The sequence below is a fragment of the Pseudomonas sp. Seg1 genome (assembly GCF_018326005.1).
In the GTDB taxonomy this organism is placed as follows: domain Bacteria; phylum Pseudomonadota; class Gammaproteobacteria; order Pseudomonadales; family Pseudomonadaceae; genus Aquipseudomonas.
In genome coordinates this window covers 1355877-1374344 of record NZ_AP021903.1, presented here as the reverse complement: position 1 = coordinate 1374344, position 18468 = coordinate 1355877, and the positions used below count along the sequence as shown (strand labels likewise).

At 59.0% G+C, this 18468-nt stretch carries 15 protein-coding genes; 9 read left to right on the top strand and 6 right to left on the bottom strand.

Going from position 1 to position 18468, the window contains the following annotated elements; all coding sequences use genetic code 11:
- Position 1 precedes the first annotated feature (1 nt).
- The 4 genes from frr to rpsB all read right to left on the bottom strand — a co-directional run bounded on the left by frr (position 2) and on the right by rpsB (position 3313).
- Entirely contained in the window at positions 2–559 is a 558-nt protein-coding gene (frr, locus tag KI231_RS05905) for a ribosome recycling factor (RefSeq protein WP_096819627.1), read from the bottom strand.
- Positions 556–1299 (bottom strand): UMP kinase, encoded by a 744-nt coding sequence (gene pyrH, locus KI231_RS05900; RefSeq protein ID WP_011332683.1) that lies wholly within the window; start codon positions 1297–1299, stop codon positions 556–558. The genes frr and pyrH overlap by 4 nt, the downstream gene beginning before the upstream one ends.
- 209 nt (positions 1300–1508) lie before the next feature.
- Positions 1509–2372, bottom strand: coding sequence for a translation elongation factor Ts (gene tsf, locus KI231_RS05895; RefSeq protein ID WP_103303034.1), 864 nt, complete (start codon positions 2370–2372; stop codon positions 1509–1511).
- A 203-nt stretch (positions 2373–2575) separates the two neighbouring features.
- Positions 2576–3313 carry a 30S ribosomal protein S2 gene (rpsB, locus tag KI231_RS05890; protein WP_103303035.1) on the bottom strand — a complete coding sequence of 246 codons (738 nt, stop codon included), beginning with the start codon at positions 3311–3313 and terminating at the stop codon, positions 2576–2578.
- 373 nt (positions 3314–3686) lie between these two features.
- Between rpsB and map the strand changes: the two genes are divergently transcribed.
- The 4 genes from map (at position 3687) to KI231_RS05870 (ending at position 9528) form a co-directional block, all read left to right on the top strand.
- Positions 3687–4469 (top strand): type I methionyl aminopeptidase, encoded by a 783-nt coding sequence (gene map / locus KI231_RS05885; RefSeq protein ID WP_213027694.1) that lies wholly within the window; start codon positions 3687–3689, stop codon positions 4467–4469.
- A 41-nt stretch (positions 4470–4510) separates the two neighbouring features.
- Entirely contained in the window at positions 4511–7213 is a 2703-nt protein-coding gene (locus tag KI231_RS05880; protein ID WP_103303037.1) for a [protein-PII] uridylyltransferase, read from the top strand.
- 198 nt (positions 7214–7411) lie between these two features.
- Positions 7412–8614 (top strand): succinyldiaminopimelate transaminase, encoded by a 1203-nt coding sequence (gene dapC, locus KI231_RS05875; protein WP_103303038.1) that lies wholly within the window; start codon positions 7412–7414, stop codon positions 8612–8614.
- Positions 8615–8808: 194 nt separating this feature from the next.
- A complete protein-coding gene (locus KI231_RS05870) occupies positions 8809–9528 on the top strand; it encodes a M12 family metallopeptidase (protein WP_249412102.1) in 720 nt (239 codons plus the stop codon).
- Here the strand turns inward: KI231_RS05870 and KI231_RS05865 are convergent.
- On the bottom strand, positions 9521–11152 hold the full coding sequence (locus KI231_RS05865) for a Na+/H+ antiporter (RefSeq protein WP_103303039.1): 1632 nt from the start codon (positions 11150–11152) through the stop codon (positions 9521–9523). The genes KI231_RS05870 and KI231_RS05865 overlap by 8 nt on opposite strands.
- Before the next feature lie 293 nt (positions 11153–11445).
- Between KI231_RS05865 and KI231_RS05860 the strand changes: the two genes are divergently transcribed.
- The 4 genes from KI231_RS05860 to KI231_RS05845 all read left to right on the top strand — a co-directional run bounded on the left by KI231_RS05860 (position 11446) and on the right by KI231_RS05845 (position 14613).
- Positions 11446–11808, top strand: coding sequence for an ArsC family reductase (locus KI231_RS05860; protein WP_213027693.1), 363 nt, complete (start codon positions 11446–11448; stop codon positions 11806–11808).
- Between the two features lie 31 nt (positions 11809–11839).
- Positions 11840–12874: a 2,3,4,5-tetrahydropyridine-2,6-dicarboxylate N-succinyltransferase gene (dapD, locus tag KI231_RS05855; protein ID WP_011332675.1), complete on the top strand. Its 1035-nt coding sequence runs from the start codon at positions 11840–11842 to the stop codon at positions 12872–12874.
- A gap of 132 nt (positions 12875–13006) precedes the next feature.
- Entirely contained in the window at positions 13007–14212 is a 1206-nt protein-coding gene (locus KI231_RS05850) for an aminotransferase class V-fold PLP-dependent enzyme (RefSeq protein ID WP_213027692.1), read from the top strand.
- Positions 14209–14613, top strand: a complete 405-nt coding sequence (locus KI231_RS05845; RefSeq protein ID WP_103303042.1) for a SufE family protein — start codon at positions 14209–14211, stop codon at positions 14611–14613. Before KI231_RS05850 ends, KI231_RS05845 begins: the two co-directional genes overlap by 4 nt.
- Positions 14614–14728: 115 nt before the next feature.
- Here KI231_RS05845 and tcdA read toward each other — a convergent pair whose 3' ends face one another.
- Positions 14729–15541: a tRNA cyclic N6-threonylcarbamoyladenosine(37) synthase TcdA gene (gene tcdA / locus KI231_RS05840; protein WP_502937279.1), complete on the bottom strand. Its 813-nt coding sequence runs from the start codon at positions 15539–15541 to the stop codon at positions 14729–14731.
- A 220-nt stretch (positions 15542–15761) separates the two neighbouring features.
- On the opposite strand from tcdA, the gene KI231_RS05835 reads away from it, so the two are divergent.
- Positions 15762–18353 carry a glycosyltransferase gene (locus tag KI231_RS05835; protein WP_213027690.1) on the top strand — a complete coding sequence of 864 codons (2592 nt, stop codon included), beginning with the start codon at positions 15762–15764 and terminating at the stop codon, positions 18351–18353.
- Positions 18354–18468: the final 115 nt, after the last annotated feature.

The window sequence follows — 18468 nt, the reverse complement described above, 5'->3', positions numbered from 1 at the left end:
CTTATACGGCCATCAGGTCTTTTTCTTTCTCTGCCAGCTTCGCGTCGATTTCAGCCACGAATTTCTTGGTCAGATCGTCGATCTCGCCAGTGGCGCGACGCTCTTCGTCTTCGCTGATCTCTTTTTCCTTGACCAGGTCCTTCAGCGAGCTGTTGGCATCACGACGAATGTTGCGCACGGCAACACGGGCGTCTTCAGCCACATCACGCGCCTGCTTGGTGAAACCGCGACGGGTTTCTTCGGTCAGGGCCGGCATGCTGATCAGCAGCAGCTCACCCAGGTTGGTCGGGTTCAGGTTCAGGCCTGCACTGCCGATCGCTTTGTCCACAGCACCGAGCATGTTGCGCTCGAACGCGACAACTTGCAGGGTACGCGCGTCTTTGACGGTGATGTTGGCGACTTGCTTGATCGGGGTGTCAGAGCCGTAGTACGGCACCATCACGCCTTCCAGAATGCTTGGGTGCGCTTGGCCGGTACGGATGCGGCCGAAGTTGTGAGCCAGGGACTCAACCGACTTCGTCATGCGCTCTTTAGCGTCTTTCTTGATTTCGTTGATCATTGTTGGACTTCCTCGATCAGAGTGCCTTCAGCGCCGCCATGCACGATGTTCAGCAGGGCGCCGGGCTTGTTCATGTTGAATACGCGCAGCGGCATTTTGTGGTCGCGGCACAGGCAAATAGCCGTCAGGTCCATTACACCCAGCTTGCGATCCAGGACTTCATCATAAGTCAGATGATCGAACTTCTCGGCATGCGGGTCTTTGAACGGGTCTGCGGTGTAGACGCCATCGACCTTGGTCGCCTTCAGAACGACGTCGGCATCGATTTCGATTGCACGCAGGCAGGCTGCCGAATCCGTGGTAAAGAACGGATTGCCGGTACCGGCCGCGAAGATTACGACGTCCTTGGAGTTCAGGTGGCGCATGGCTTTGCGGCGATCATAATGATCGGTCACGCCAACCATGGAAATGGCCGACATCACGATGGCCGAGATATTGGCACGCTCCAACGCATCACGCATGGCCAGGGCGTTCATCACAGTGGCCAGCATGCCCATGTGGTCGCCTGTAACCCGATCCATGCCGGCTTTGCTCAGCGCTTCACCGCGGAACAGGTTGCCACCGCCGATCACCAGACCGACCTGTACGCCGATGCCGACCAGTTGGCCGACTTCCAGCGCCATCCGATCCAGCACTTTTGGATCGATCCCGAACTCTTCCGAGCCCATCAGGGCCTCGCCGCTAAGCTTGAGTAGAATGCGTTTATAGCGAGCCTGATAACCACTGCCCTGCTGAGCCATTGCGAATCTCTCCTGCGGCGTATTTAAAAATTCTTTGCGAGCTGTTTACAGCTGGCGTTCACTCTAGCTTGGCGCTGCTTCAGCGCCATCGGAACATGGCTTTGTAAGTCAGTTCCAAGTGGAAACCAATTAAAAATTGATAACCCCATCTGAAAAGAGGCTGCGCGCGTGAGCGGGCAGCCTCTTTCGGGCGACAGTTGAAAACCGTCTTATTGCTTGGCGGCAGCCAGCTGGGCAGCAACTTCTTCAGCGAAGTTGTCGACCGGCTTCTCGATGCCATCACCTACTTTGTAGTAAGTGAAGGAAACGATTTCTGCGCCGCCTTTCTTGGCCAGCTCGCCAACCTTGATTTCAGGGTTCTTGACGAACGCCTGCTCAACCAGGCTCGCTTCTGCCAGGAACTTGCTGATACGGCCTTTGACCATGTTCTCAACAATGTTTTCTGGCTTGCCTTTGATTTTTTCTTCGTTCAGCTGCAGGAACACAGCTTTTTCACGCTCGATCGCTTCATCGGAAACTTGCGAAGGCAGCAGGAACTCAGGGTTGCTTGCAGCTACGTGCATCGCGATGTCTTTGGCCAGCTCGACGTCACCGCCTTTCAGAGCCACAACCACACCGATCTTGTTGCCGTGCAGGTACGAACCTACAACGTCACCTTCAATACGGGTCAGACGACGGATGTTCACGTTCTCGCCTACTTTGGCAACCAGTGCTTCGCGAGCGGCTTCTTGAGCAGCGATCAGCGGAGCAGCGTCGGTCAGCTTGTCAGCGAAGGCTTTTTCAACGCTGGCAGCAACAAAGTTTTTGAAGTCGTCTTGCAGAGCCAGGAAGTCGGTCTGCGAGTTCACTTCCAGGATAACGGCAGCTTTACCGTCGTCCTTGATTGCGATTGCGCCTTCAGCGGCAACGTTGCCAGCCTTTTTCGCAGCTTTGATCGCGCCCGAAGCACGCATATCATCAATGGCTTTTTCGATGTCGCCGTCAGCCTTTTCCAGGGCTTTCTTGCAATCCATCATGCCTTCGCCGGTACGCTCGCGCAGTTCTTTAACCAACGCTGCAGTAATTGCTGCCATTTTCAAATTCCTCTTGGATAGGTTTTCAACCATTCCACCCGATCGAACGGGCGTTCAATTCTTCCCGAACCACCGTTGTAGCCGCTGCACGTTACAGGTGCAGGGTGAGCGCTGCCACACGTGGGCGCCGACAACGGTTTTCGAGGTGGCAAAAAGGGGGCCAGGCCCCCTTTTTGCTTACTGAGTCAACGCCAGGGCGTTAATTACTCAGCTGCAGCCTGAGTTTCTTCAGCTGCGAATTCTACAGTGCCGCCGCCAACATTGTTGCGACCACGGATAACTGCGTCAGCCATCGAACCCATGTACAGCTGGATAGCGCGGATTGCGTCATCGTTGCCTGGGATGATGTAGTCAACGCCTTCCGGGCTGCTGTTGGTATCGACAACGCCGATTACCGGGATGCCCAGCTTGTTGGCTTCGGTGATCGCGATGCGCTCGTGGTCAACGTCGATCACGAACAGTGCGTCTGGCAGACCGCCCATGTCCTTGATGCCGCCCAGGGAGCGATCCAGCTTCTCAAGATCACGGGAGCGCATCAGCGCTTCTTTCTTGGTCAGCTTGGCGAAAGTACCGTCTTCGGCCTGAACTTCAAGGTCACGCAGACGCTTGATGGAAGCACGAATGGTTTTGAAGTTGGTCAGCATGCCGCCCAACCAGCGGTGATCGACGTACGGCGAACCGCAACGTGCTGCTTCTTCAGCAACGATCTTGCCAGCGGAACGCTTGGTGCCGACGAACAGAATCTTGTTTTTGCCCTGGGCCAGACGCTCTACGAAAGTCAGAGCTTCGTTGAACATTGGCAGGGTTTTTTCAAGGTTGATGATGTGAATCTTGTTACGCGCGCCGAAAATGTACTTACCCATTTTCGGATTCCAGTAACGGGTTTGGTGACCGAAGTGCACACCGGCCTTCAGCATATCGCGCATGTTGACTTGGGACATGATAGTTCCTTAATAAGTCGGGTTTGGCCTCCACGTATCCCAATGACCAACCAGTGGCATAAAGCCAAAAGCACCCAGGTCATCGTGTCGACACGTGTGTGGATTTAAGCCTTTCGGGGTATCCCCGGAAAGCGGCGCATTTTATATCACAGGGAAGGCAGAAACGGAACCCGAAATCTGCAATCGCACCAAGGACATGGGCTCGGCCCCCTTGGAATCGGCCCTGGGCGCACCATTGTATAGAGACAAGCGATACACGCAGGCGCGGATTTGCTCCTTCCGTCTGGTAGAATCGCGTTTTTCAGGGTCGCAAAACGCACAGCTGCCACCCTATCCGTATCAGCAAGCGCCGCCGAGCGCAGAGAGAGCCTGTATGACCGTCAACCTCAAAACCCCCGAGGACATCGCTGGCATGCGTGTCGCCGGCAAACTGGCCGCCGATGTGCTGGAAATGATTGCCGAACATGTCAAACCGGGCGTTACCACCGATGAGCTGAACCAGATCTGCCACGACTACATCGTCAACGTGCAGCAAGCCATCCCTGCCCCGCTCAACTACAAAGGTTACCCAAAGTCGATCTGCACCTCGATCAACCATGTGGTCTGCCACGGCATCCCGAATGACAAGCCGCTGAAAAACGGCGACACCTTGAACATCGACGTCACCGTGATCAAGGACGGTTACCACGGCGATACCAGCCGCATGTTCCACGTCGGCACCGTGCCGGTCTGGGCCGAGCGTCTGTCGCAGATCACTCAGGAATGCATGTACAAGGCGATCGAGATCGTCAAACCCGGCTGCCGCCTGGGCGACATCGGTGAAGTGATCCAGAAGCACGCCGAAAAGAACGGCTTCTCGGTAGTACGCGAGTTCTGCGGCCACGGCATCGGCAAGGTGTTCCACGAAGAGCCACAGATCCTGCACTACGGCCGCGCCGGCACCGGCATGGAACTCAAGGCCGGCATGACCTTCACCATCGAGCCGATGATCAACCAGGGCAAGGCCGACACCAAGGTATTGGGCGACGGCTGGACCGCGATCACCAAGGACCGCAAGCTTTCGGCGCAGTGGGAACACACCCTGCTGGTCACTGACACCGGCTACGAGATCTTCACCCTGCGCGCCGACGACACCATCCCGCGCATGTCGGCCTGACCCCCAGAACGCTCCCAGCCTTATAGAAGGAAAGCCAATCGATGCCGCAGGTGGATCCCGAACTCTTCGACCGCGGCCAGTTCCAGGCTGAACTGGCCCTGAAAGCGAGCCCTATCGCCGCATTCAAGAAGGCGATCCGCCAGGCCCGCGAAGTGCTCGACGCACGTTTTCGCAACGGCCGTGATATCCGTCGGCTGATCGAGGACCGTGCCTGGTTCGTCGATAACATCCTGCAAAAGGCCTGGGAGCAGTTCAACTGGAGTGAAGACGCCGACATCGCGCTGGTTGCGGTCGGCGGCTATGGCCGTGGCGAGTTACACCCCTATTCCGACATCGACTTGCTGATCCTGCTGGACAGCGCCGATCACGAAGTTTTCCGCGATTCCATCGAGCGTTTTCTGACGCTGCTGTGGGATATCGGCCTGGAAGTCGGCCAGAGCGTGCGCTCGGTCGACGAATGCGCCGAAGAGGCCCGCGCCGACCTGACAGTCGTCACCAACCTGATGGAAAGCCGCACCATCTGCGGTCCCGAGCGCCTGCGCCAACGCATGCTCGACGTCACCAGCACCGCACACATGTGGCCGGCCAAGGAGTTTTTCCTGGCCAAGCGCGCCGAACAGAAAGCTCGCCACCACAAGTACAACGACACCGAATACAACCTGGAACCCAACGTCAAAGGCTCGCCCGGCGGCCTACGGGATATCCAGACGATTCTATGGGTTGCCCGTCGCCAGTACGGCACCCTGAACCTGCGCGCCCTCGCTGGCGAAGGCTTCCTGGTCGAGAGCGAAAACGCCCTTCTCGCCTCCTCTCAGGAATTCCTCTGGAAAGTCCGCTACGCCCTGCACATGCTTGCCGGTCGCTCGGAAGACCGCCTGCTGTTCGATCATCAACGCACCATCGCCGGCCTGCTCGGCTTCGAAGGTGACGACGCCAAACAGGCTGTCGAAAACTTCATGCAACAGTATTTCCGCGTGGTGATGAGCATCGCCCAGCTCAGCGACCTGATCATCCAGCACTTCGAAGAAGTCATCCTCGCCCCTGAGGACGAAGCGCCGCCGCAGCCAATCAACTCGCGCTTCCAGTTGCACGATGGCTATATCGAGGCGCGCAACGACAACGTGTTCCGCCGCACGCCGTTCGCCATGCTCGAGATCTTCGTGCTGATGGCGCAGCAGCCGGAAATCAAAGGGGTGCGCGCCGACACCATTCGCCTGCTGCGCGAAAACCGTCATTTGATCGACGACAATTTCCGCAATGACATCCGCAACACCAGCCTGTTCATCGAGCTGTTCAAGTGCAAGATCGGCATCCACCGCAACCTGCGCCGGATGAATCGTTACGGCATTCTCGGGCGTTATTTGCCGGAGTTCGGTTTCATTGTCGGGCAGATGCAGCACGACCTGTTCCACATCTATACGGTCGATGCGCACACGCTGAACCTGATCAAGCACCTGCGTAAGCTTCAGTACACCCAGGTCTCGGAAAAATTCCCGCTGGCCGCCAAGCTCATGGCCAAACTGCCCAAGCCCGAGCTGATCTACATGGCCGGCCTGTATCACGACATCGGCAAAGGCCGGCATGGCGATCACTCGGAGATCGGCGCCGTCGATGCCGAAGCGTTCTGCCAGCGCCATCAATTACCGGTGTGGGACAGCCGCTTGATCGTCTGGCTGGTGCAAAACCATCTGGTGATGTCGACCACCGCGCAGCGCAAGGACTTGTCCGACCCGCAGGTGATTCATGACTTCGCACAAGCCGTCGGCGACGAAACCCGCCTCGACTACCTGTACGTGCTGACCGTGGCCGACATCAACGCAACCAACCCGACGCTGTGGAACTCGTGGCGTGCCAGCCTGTTGCGCCAGCTCTACACCGAGACCAAGCGTGCCCTGCGCCGTGGCCTGGAGAACCCGGTGGATCGCGAAGAGCAGATTCGCCAGACCCAGAGCGCGGCGCTGGACATTCTGGTGCGCGGCGGCACCGACCCGGACGATGTCGAACAATTGTGGGCGCAACTGGGCGATGACTATTTCCTGCGCCACACCGCTGGCGATGTGGCCTGGCACAGCGACGCGATCCTCCAGCAGCCGGCCGATGGCGGGCCGCTGGTGCTGATCAAGGAAACCACCCAGCGCGAGTTCGAGGGCGGCACGCAGATCTTCATTTACGCACCGGATCAACACGACTTCTTCGCCGTAACCGTGGCCGCAATGGATCAGCTCAACCTGAACATTCACGATGCCCGGGTCATTACCTCAAGCAGCCAATTCACCCTCGACACCTACATCGTGCTCGACAACGACGGCGAATCCATCGGCGACAACCCGGCACGGATCAAGCAGATCCGCGAGGGCCTGACCGAAGCCCTGCGCAACCCGGACGACTACCCGACGATTATTCAGCGCCGGGTACCGCGCCAGCTGAAGCACTTTGCCTTCGCACCGCAGGTGACGATCCACAACGACGCTCAACGACCGGTGACGGTGCTGGAACTCACTGCGCCGGATCGCCCGGGACTGCTGGCGCGAATCGGCGGGATCTTCCTCGAGTTCGACCTGTCGCTGCAGAACGCCAAGATTGCGACATTGGGCGAACGGGTAGAGGACGTGTTTTTCATCACTGATGCCCACAACCAGCCGTTATCCGACCCCTTGCTGTGCAGTCGCTTGCAGGATGCGATCGTTGAACAGTTGAGCGTCAATCAGGAACCCGATATCAAGCTTTCGCGCATCAGTATCTGAACTCACCCATTTCCCCCTGTGAAAGCGAATTTCTTGTGGTGAGGGGATTCATCCCCGATGGGCCGCGAAGTGGCCCCAAAACCTGCAACAGTGGTCTGCCAGACATACTATCAATCATGGTTTTGGGGGCTGCTCCGCAGCCCATCGGGGATAAATCCCCTCGCTACAGAAATCTCTTGCACATTAAAAGAGGCCCAAATGAACAACGCTCTGAACCAGCTCCAGCCCTACCCGTTCGAGAAGCTCCGCGCCCTGCTCGGCAGCGTGACGCCAAACCCGGACAAGCGTCCGATCGCGCTGTCGATCGGTGAGCCGAAACACCGTTCGCCAAGCTTCGTCGCCGAGGCGCTGGCGAACAGTCTGGATCAGATGGCCGTGTACCCGACCACCCTCGGTATTCCCGCCCTGCGCGAAGCCATCGCTGGCTGGTGCGAACGCCGCTTTGGCGTGCCAACCGGCTGGATCGATCCGGCGCGTAACGTGCTGCCGGTCAACGGTACCCGCGAAGCGTTGTTCGCGTTTACCCAGACCGTGGTCAACCGTGGCGACGACGCACTGGTGGTCAGCCCCAACCCGTTCTATCAGATCTACGAAGGCGCCGCGTTTCTCGCCGGAGCCAAGCCGCATTACCTGCCATGCCTTGATGAAAACGGCTTCAATCCTGACTTTGACGCGGTGTCGCCGGATATCTGGAAGCGCTGCCAGATCCTGTTTCTGTGCTCGCCGGGCAACCCGACCGGCGCACTGATCCCGGTCGAGACCCTGAAAAAGCTCATAGCGCTGGCCGACGAATACGACTTCGTCATCGCCGCCGACGAGTGCTACAGCGAACTGTACTTCGACGAACAGACCCCGCCGCCGGGTTTGCTCACAGCCTGCGTCGAACTGGGCCGCAAGGACTTCAAACGCTGTGTGGTGTTCCACAGCTTGTCCAAGCGCTCCAACCTGCCGGGCCTGCGCTCCGGTTTCGTCGCCGGCGACGCCGACATCCTCAAGGGTTTCCTGCTGTATCGCACCTACCACGGTTGTGCGATGCCGGTACAAACGCAACTGGCCAGCGTCGCTGCGTGGAATGATGAAGTGCATGTACGCGCCAACCGTGCGTTGTATCGCGAGAAGTTCGACGCGGTGCTGGAGATTCTCAGCCCGGTGATGGACGTACAACGTCCGGATGGCAGCTTCTACTTGTGGCCGAATGTGCAAGGCGACGATGCGGCGTTTTGCCGGGATCTGTTTGCCGAAGAACATGTGACTGTCGTGCCCGGCTCCTATTTGTCTCGTGACGTGGATGGCGTCAATCCGGGGGCAGGTCGAGTGCGGATGGCGTTGGTTGCGCCACTGGCGGAATGCGTTGAAGCCGCCGAACGCATTCGAAACTTCATTACCCGTCATCGCTCGTAAAACTTATATCCCGCACGGTGCAATGCCGTGCGGGAATACCCTGCTCGCTGTTTCACGCAGACGGGGATTTGTTATCAGTATCAAGTTACAACTTCGACCAGCCAAAAAAGTACAAAGCCTATTACCTTCCCTTTTCCAAACGCGACGCCTTACGGATCAAGGCACGACGTTCACAATCAATAAGGATATTGACCATGCACACCTGTCATTTTGTGAGAATGCTGGAGCCCGGCACTCGCCAGGAACAAGCCCGACAGAACCTCCCTCCGCAAACGCGCCACAGGCGTTCAGTCGCTTACTCAAACAGCTTCTGGGAAAACGCCAGTACGGTGACCTTCTCGTTCAAAGAGGACGTACCGGCCAATCTAAGGGTAAGGATAGAATTCTGCCTCAGGCGATGGGAGCCCTTTATCAGCCTGGCGCTCGAACTGGTCGATGACGGCGACGGCCAGATACGCATTGCAGTGGAAGGCAACGACAGTTACTCGGCCATTGGCACATGGGCCCTGCAAGAGGATCCGGACGAGCCCACCCTGGTGATAGGCAAAAGCCCTGATGATCGTTTTTTTGAGCAAACGATCCTGCATGAATTCGGCCATGCGCTGGGATTTCATCATGCGCATCTGCATCCCGACGCTAACATCCCGTGGGACAAACCCGCCGCCTATGACTTTTTCAAACAGAACCATGGCTGGAGCAAATCCCAGGTTGATCACAACTTCTTCAACCTTGACTCCAGGCAGTCGGCATTCCTCGGCAGCTACGACAGACACTCGATCATGCATTACCCGACTCCCGAATTTCTCACCTACAAAAAATGGGATATCGGCGACAACATGACCCTCAGCGAAGGGGACAAACTCTTCGCCAGACAAGCTTATCCCGCCCTTGACTACTGGCAACTGCCTACTTGACCTGCCCCAGATTCGCTTCACTCAGGTCAAGGTCAGCCAATACTTCCCTGAGCACGTCATCACCAATCTCATGTTGACGGCTGAGGCTGTACAGCTCCAGGCGTTGCGCGCGCAGCGCCTTCAAGCGTAAACGGCGTTCCAGCAGATCCATCTGGAACGCCAGCGCCTGGGCTTCGGCGGAATCGTTGAAGACGTCGAGTTGATGGCGGTACTCGGACATGATCCGCGCCTTCAATTCTGCCGACAGCGCCGCTTGCGCGGCATCCTGCGGGCCGACCTCTTCGGTTTCCAGCGCATGGATCGCCGCTTCGGCGGTCTTGCGCCAGGCGTCCCGGACTTCCTGACGGCGTTTATCGTCAGGGCTTTTTTCGATGCCGCGCAACAGCAATGGCAAGGCGATACATGCCGAGACCAGTGACAGCAGAATCACCCCGGCGGCAATGAAAATCAGCAGGTCACGCTCGGGAAATGCCTCACTCCCCATCAACATCGGCACCGACATCACACCCGCCAGCGTTACCGCGCCGCGTACACCGCCGACTGTCAGCAGCCAGCAGGAGCGGGCGGTCGGGACTTGCGTCAGATCTCCCTTGCCGCGCAATCGTCGCAACAGCACTGACAAACGCCAGATGCTTTGCACCCAGATAAATCGCAGCAGCACTAACGCGAGGAAAATCGCCAGCACATCGAGGCAGCGATACAGCAGCGTTGGCCACAGCGTCGGCTCATGGCTGACCACGGCTTTGATGATGTCCGGCAGTTGCAGACCCAGCAGCAGAAAAATCAAACCGTTGAAAGCAAACTCCAGCAGCGACCAGACGCTCCGGTTAAGCAGGCGCGTGCTGGTCTGGCGCGGCAACAGATCGAGCCAGCTCTGCATCATTCCCGCCGCGACCGCCGACAGGATGCCCGATACACCGAGACGCTCGGCCAGTACATAGGCGGCAAACGGCAACAACAGCATGAACACCACGTGAGTCGCCGGGTCATCCCAGCCTCGGGCGATCATCCATGCCCGCAATCGCCCGACCAGCCAGCTCAACGCGACGCCGACCGCCAAGCCTCCAAGTGCCACGACCACAAAGGTCAGGCTGGCGTTGGTCAGCGAGAAAACGCCCGTCACGGCGGCAGCCAAGGCAAACTTGAACGTCACCAGACCGGACGCGTCGTTCATCAACGCCTCGCCTTGCAACATATGCATCAACGGCGTGGGCAAACGGTTTTGCGAGATGGCCGACACCGCCACAGCGTCCGTTGGCGACAGCACAGCGGCCAACGCGAAAGCCACCGGCAGTGGAATTGTCGGCAGCAGCCAATGGATGAAGTACCCGGCGCCCACCACCGTAAACAGCACCAGCCCGACCGCGAGCGTCAGAATCGGTCCGCGCAAATGCCAGAGTTCACGTTTGGGCATGCGCCAACCGTCGGAAAACAGCAGCGGCGGCAAGAACAGAAACAGGAAAAGTTCGGGATCAAGGGCGACATGCAGACCCAGCGTCGGCCAGGCCAGCAAGGCACCGGCGGCGATCTGGACCAAAGGCAGCGGCAGCGGGATGACCCGTCCGACCAGACGGGAGACGCTGACCAGCATCAGCAGGATCAGGACGGTGTAGGCAGTTTGCATAAAGCGGAAATCTCAGACAATCGACAGCGTTGAACTGCCATATTAGCCGCTTAGGCTGTGCCTGACCGTTGCACCTATGTCGCAGCCCTGCCACAAATCCCTTCTAGGAGTGAGCCTGCTCGCGATAACGGTTTAACATTCAACAATGCCAGTGGCAGGTAAATCGCCATCGCGAGCAGGCTCACTCCTACAGGGTTTTGCGGTGGGAAATCGACCTCAGGCGCCGCGAAACCGTTTGGTCATGGCATAATCCGACACCATTTTTCTCCAGCACCTGTAAAGGGGGCGATTCCTTGACGGTTTCAAGTAAAACGTTGCACCTTTTCGGCATCAAAGCCTGCGACACCATGAAAAAGGCGCGCACCTGGCTCGATGAACACGCTGTCAGCTACGACTTTCATGATTACAAAACCGCCGGTATCGACCGTGAACACCTGACTCAATGGTGTGACGAGCACGGCTGGCAAACGGTGTTGAACCGTGCAGGCACGACCTTTCGCAAACTCGACGACGAACGCAAAGCCGATCTCGACCAAGCGAAAGCCATCGAACTGATGCTCGCTCAACCCTCGATGATCAAGCGCCCGGTGCTCGATCTCGGTGACCGAACCCTGATTGGCTTCAAGCCAGATATCTACGCGGCCGCGCTGAAGTAAGCAGCCCGTCACTCTTTGTAGAGGTATTCACATGTCCAACTCCCTGTTCAGCATCGCCTTCGGTGTCGGCACGCAAAACCGTCAAGGCGCCTGGCTCGAAGTGTTCTACGCACAGCCACTGCTCAACCCTTCGGCCGAACTGGTCGCCGCCGTTGCGCCGATCCTCGGCTACACCGAAGGCAACCAGGCCATCACCTTCACCACCGCACAGGCTGCGCAACTGGCTGAAGCAGTGAAAGGCATCGACGCCGTTCAAGGCAAATTGCTGACCCGCCTGGCCGAGAGCCACAAGCCGCTGGTCGCCACCCTGCTGGCCGAAGACGCACAACTGACTTCCACGCCTGAGGCGTACCTGAAGCTGCACCTGCTGTCCCATCGCCTGGTCAAGCCGCACGGCGTGAGCCTGGCCGGGATCTTCCCGCTGCTGCCGAACGTAGCGTGGACCAGCCAGGGTGCGATCGACCTGAGCGAACTGGCCGAGCTGCAACTCGAAGCCCGTCTGCGTGGCGAGCTGCTGGAAGTGTTCTCGGTGGACAAGTTCCCGAAAATGACTGACTACGTTGTCCCTGCTGGTGTGCGTATCGCTGATGCCGCACGTCTGCGTCTGGGCGCGTACGTGGGCGAAGGCACCACCGTGATGCACGAAGGCTTCATCAACTTCAACGCCGGCACCGAAGGCCCGGGCATGATCGAAGGCCGCGTATCGGCTGGCGTTTTCGTCGGCAAGGGTTCGGACCTGGGCGGCGGTTGCTCGACCATGGGCACCCTGTCGGGCGGCGGCAACATCGTGATCAAGGTCGGCGAAGGCTGCCTGATCGGCGCCAACGCCGGTATCGGTATTCCGCTGGGCGACCGCAACACCGTCGAGTCTGGCCTGTACGTGACCGCCGGCACCAAAGTGGCGCTGCTGGACGAGAACAACAATCTGGTCAAAGTTGTGAAAGCGCGTGAGCTGGCCGGTCAGACTGACCTGCTGTTCCGTCGCAATTCGGAAACCGGTGCCGTGGAATGCAAAACCCACAAATCGGCGATCGAACTGAACGAAGCGCTGCACGCTCACAACTGAGTGCTTGGATAATCCATTGTAGGAGTGAGCCTGCTCGCGATGCTTTTAGCGCCCTCACGGACGCCATCGCGAGCAGGCTCACTCCTACAGGATTTGGCGTACATCCCGCCCATTTCACCAGGGCTATAAACCGTGATGATTCCCTCCCCCTGGCGTGCCGATTTCCCGGCCATCGCCGCCCTGCAACGGCAAGACCAGACCTATCTGGACAACGCCGCCACCACGCAAAAACCTCAGGCCCTGCTCGACGCGCTGGCGCATTACTACGCCAACGGCGCGGCCAATGTGCATCGTGCGCAACATTTGCCCGGCGCCCACGCCACGCAAGCGTTCGAAGACAGTCGACTCAAAGTCGCGCAGTGGCTCAATGCCGGTGACAGCGGGCAAATCATCTTCACCCACGGCGCCACCAGTGCGCTGAATCTCCTGGCTTATGGCCTGGAACATCTTTTCCATCCGGGCGATGAAATTGTCATCAGCGCCCTGGAGCATCACGCCAACCTGCTGCCGTGGCAGCAACTGGCGCAACGTCGCCAGCTGAAACTGGTGATCCTGCCGCTGGATGACGACGGTGTGATCGACCTCGCCGCCGCTGTCCATCTGATCGGCCCGCGCACGCGTTTGCTGGCGGTCAGCCAGTTGTCCAACGTGCTCGGCGCCTGGCAACCACTGCCTGCACTGCTTGGCATGGCCAAGGCGCAGAACGCGCTGACCGTGCTCGATGGCGCCCAAGGCGTGGTGCACGGTCGGCATGACGTACAGGCGCTGGGCTGCGATTTTTATGTGTTTTCCAGCCACAAACTGTACGGCCCCGATGGCCTCGGCGTGTTGTTCGGCCGCAATGCCGCGCTCGGACAGCTGAAGCCGTGGCAGTTTGGCGGTGAGATGGTGCTGGAAGCCAACTACCACGACTCACGCTTTCGCCCTGCCCCGCTGGGTTTCGAGGCAGGCACGCCGCCGATTGCCAGTGTGATCGGCCTCGGCGCGACCCTCGATTATCTCGCCGGGCTGGATCAGGACGCGGTATCTGCTCACGAAGCCGCGTTGCATGACTACCTGCTGCGCGGCCTCGCCGCCCGCAATGGCATTCGCCTGCTGGGCAAGCCGCATCTGGCGCTGGCGAGTTTTGTCGTCGAGGGTGTGCACAACGCCGACCTGGCGCATCTGCTGACCGAGCAAGGCATCGCCGTGCGCGCCGGGCATCACTGCGCCATGCCGTTGCTGAAAAGCTTCGAACTGGCCGGGGCGATTCGGGTGTCGCTGGCGCTGTACAACGATTCCGAAGATCTGGAGCGGTTTTTTGAAGCGCTGGATCAGGCACTGGAGTTGTTGCGATGAAATTGCCGGCTGAAGCCGCCGAAGCGTTGCACACCTTTCAGAATGCCGCAGGCTGGGAACAGCGGGCGCGGTTGCTGATGCAGTTTGGTGATCGTCTGGCGCCGTTGAATGACTCGGACAAGTGCGAAGCCAACCGGGTGCATGGGTGTGAAAGTCAGGTGTGGCTGGTTGGGGAATTGCGTGATGGTCACTGGCAGTTCGCGGCGAGCAGCGATGCGCGGATGATTCGCGGGTTGGTGGCGTTGCTGTTGTTGCGGGTCAATGGACTGAGCGCTGATGAATTGCAGGAAGTTGATTTGCCGGACTGGTTCAATCAACTCGGCCTTTCGCGCCAGTTGTCGCCGTCGCGCAGCAATGGCCTGAATGCCGTGCTCCAGCGGATGAATGAGTTGGCAGGTTGATCGCTATCGCTGGCAAGCCAGCTCCCACAGGGTCCATGGTGTTCACAAATGTAGTGAACCTGCCAAATACCTGTGGGAGCTGGCTTGCCAGCGATGAGGTCATCAACTCCACCGATCAAACCTGAGGTTTCACTCGGTCAGCCGGGCGCCGGACACCCGCCACAATCTTGTCCACAGCCTTGGTCGCCGCGACCATGCCGAACGTCGCCGTGACCATCATCACCGCGCCAAAACCGCCCGCGCAGTCGAGCTTCACGCCATCACCGACAAAACTCTTCTGCAAACAGATACTGCCGTCCGGTTTCGGATAGCGCAGTTGCTCGGTGGAGAACACACACGGCACGCTGTAATGACGGGTCACGGTGCGTGAGAAGCCGTAGTCACGGCGCAACGTCGAGCGCACTTTCGACGCCAGCGGATCGTTGAACGTACGGTTCAGATCGCAGACCTGAATCAGCGTCGGATCAATCTGCCCGCCCGCGCCGCCGGTGGTGATGATCTGGATCTTGCGGCGCTTGCACCAGGCGATCAGCGCAGCCTTGGCGTTGACGGCGTCGATGCAGTCAATCACGCAATCGATGTTCGGCGTGATGTACTCGGCCATGGTCTCGCGGGTCACGAAATCCGCCACAGCGTGCACGCTGCAATCCGGGTTGATCCCGCGCAACCGCTCGGCCATCACTTCGACCTTGGGCTTGCCGACGGTGCTGTCCAGCGCGTGCAACTGCCGATTGGCATTGCTGACACAGACATCGTCGAGGTCGAACAGCGAAATTTCGCCGACACCACAACGGGCCATGGCTTCCGCCGCCCAGGAACCGACGCCACCGACGCCGACGATCGCCACGTGGGCGGCGCGCAAGCGCTCCAGGCCTTCGATGCCATACAAACGGGCGATGCCTGCAAACCGCGGATCTTCTGTACTCATGACCAATACCCCAAAAACCGGCGCGCATTATAGGGCTACGCAGCGACAAGTTTTAACCTTCGATCTACAAGTGTAAGAACTTAAGTCAAAGAGGATTGCCCAATATCGGGCATTTCCCTGTCTGTTGTACGACTTGTGAACTACCGGTGTAGGATGCGCGCCCCTTTGGCGTATAGCCTACCGATCCTCCGTTCCACAGCCTTTGGAACCTGAAACAGCTATGTCATCGCGTAAATTTGGACTCAACCTGGTGGTGGTTCTGGCAATCGCCGCCCTGTTCACCGGCTTCTGGGCGCTGATCAATCGCCCGGTCACCGCGCCGAACTGGCCGGAGCAGATCTCCGGTTTCTCCTATTCGCCGTTCCAACAGGGACAATTCCCGCAGAAGGATCAGTTCCCATCTGACGAGGAAATGCGCCGCGATCTGGAGATCATGAGCAAGCTGACGGACAACATCCGTATCTACTCGGTCGACGGCTCTTTGCAAGACATCCCGAAACTGGCGGAAGAGTTCGGCCTGCGCGTGACCCTCGGGATCTGGATCAGCCCCGACCAGGAGCGCAACGAACGGGAAATCACCCGCGCCATCGAACTGGCCAACACCTCGCGCAGCGTGGTTCGCGTGGTAGTCGGCAACGAGGCGATCTTCCGCAAGGAAATCACCGCCGAACAACTGAGCGTGCTGCTTGACCGGGTTCGCGCCGCGGTGAAAGTGCCGGTGACTACCTCCGAGCAGTGGCACGTCTGGGAAGAACACCCGGAACTGGCCAAGCACGTTGACCTGATCGCCGCCCACGTTCTGCCGTACTGGGAATTCATCCCGGTCGACAAGGCTGGCCAGTTCGTTTTCGACCGTGCCCGCGACCTGAAAAAGCTGTTCCCGAAAAAACCGCTGCTGCTGTCCGAAGTGGGCTGGCCGAGCAACGGCCGTATGCGCGGTGGTGCTGATGCGTCGCCAGCAGATCAGGCGATCTACCTGCGCAACCTGGTGAACAAGCTCAATCGCCAGGGCTTCAACTACTTCGTGATCGAAGCGTTTGACCAGCCGTGGAAGGCCAGTGACGAAGGTTCTGTCGGCGCCTACTGGGGCGTGTTCAACGCCGCGCGTCAGCAGAAATTCAACTTCGAAGGCCCGGTGGTAGCGATTCCGCAATGGCGCGTGCTGGCGGTCGGTTCGGTGGTGCTGGCGTTGTTGTCGCTGACGTTGCTGATGATCGACGGCTCGGCGCTGCGCCAGCGTGGCCGGATCTTCCTGACCTTTATTGCATTCCTGTGTGGTTCGGTACTGGTGTGGATCGGTTACGACTACAGTCTGCAATACAGCACGTGGTTCAGCCTGACGGTCGGTTTCCTCCTGGCACTGGGTGCGCTCGGCGTGTTTATCGTCTTGCTGACGGAGGCGCACGAATTGGCCGAAGCGGTGTGGATTCACAAGCGTCGACGGGAATTCCTGCCGGTCGAGGGCGACTCCAGCTATCGCCCGAAGGTCTCGATACACGTGCCTTGCTACAACGAGCCGCCGGACATGGTCAAACAGACTCTCGACGCCCTGGCCGCGCTCGATTACCCGGACTATGAAGTCCTGATCATCGACAACAACACCAAGGACCCGGCGGTCTGGGAACCGGTGCGCGACTACTGCGCAACCCTCGGCCCACGCTTCAAGTTCTTCCACGTTGCGCCATTGGCCGGTTTCAAGGGCGGTGCGCTGAACTACCTGATCCCGCACACCGCCAAGGACGCCGAAGTGATCGCGGTGATCGACTCCGATTATTGCGTGCACCCGAACTGGCTCAAGCACATGGTGCCGCACTTCGCCGATCCGAAAATTGCCGTGGTGCAGTCGCCGCAGGATTATCGCGACCAGAACGAAAGCACCTTCAAGAAGCTCTGCTACGCGGAATACAAAGGCTTCTTCCACATCGGCATGGTCACCCGCAATGACCGTGACGCGATCATCCAGCACGGCACCATGACCATGACCCGCCGTTCGGTTCTGGAAGAATTGGGCTGGGCCGACTGGTGCATCTGTGAAGACGCCGAGCTCGGTCTGCGCGTGTTCGAGAAAGGCCTGTCGGCGGCGTATTACCACGACAGCTACGGCAAGGGTCTGATGCCGGACACCTTCATCGACTTCAAGAAGCAGCGTTTCCGTTGGGCTTACGGTGCGATCCAGATCATCAAGCGCCACACCCGCAGCCTGCTGCGCGGCAAGGACACCGAACTGACTCGTGGCCAGCGCTACCACTTCCTCGCGGGCTGGTTGCCGTGGGTCGCGGACGGCATGAACATTTTCTTCACCGTCGGCGCGCTGTTGTGGTCGGCGGCAATGATCATCGTGCCGCAACGGGTCGATCCGCCGCTGCTGATTTTCGCGATCCCGCCGTTGGCGCTGTTCGTGTTCAAGGTCGGCAAGATCATCTTCCTGTATCGCCGCGCGGTTGGGGTGAACCTGAAGGATGCGTTCTGTGCGGCACTGGCCGGTCTGGCGTTGTCGCACACCATCGCCAAAGCGGTGTTGTACGGCTTCTTCACCAGCAGCATTCCGTTCTTCCGTACGCCGAAAAATGCCGACAACCATGGCTTCTGGGTGGCGATTTCCGAAGCGCGGGAGGAGCTGTTCATCATGTTGCTGTTGTGGGGCGCGGCGCTGGGGATCTTCCTGGTCAACGGCATGCCGAGCAATGACATGCGTTTCTGGGTGGTGATGCTGCTGGTGCAGTCGCTGCCGTACCTGGCGGCGTTGATCATGGCGTTCCTGTCGTCGCTACCGAAACCTGCGCCCGCGCCTGAACCGGCGCCGGTCGTCTAAATCCTCATCGATGCACTAAACGGCGGCCAATGGTCGCCGTTTTGCTTTAAGATAACCGCCATTTTGCGGGGCTCAGCTCTAATCCCTGTGGGAGCGAGCCTGCTCGCGAAGGCGT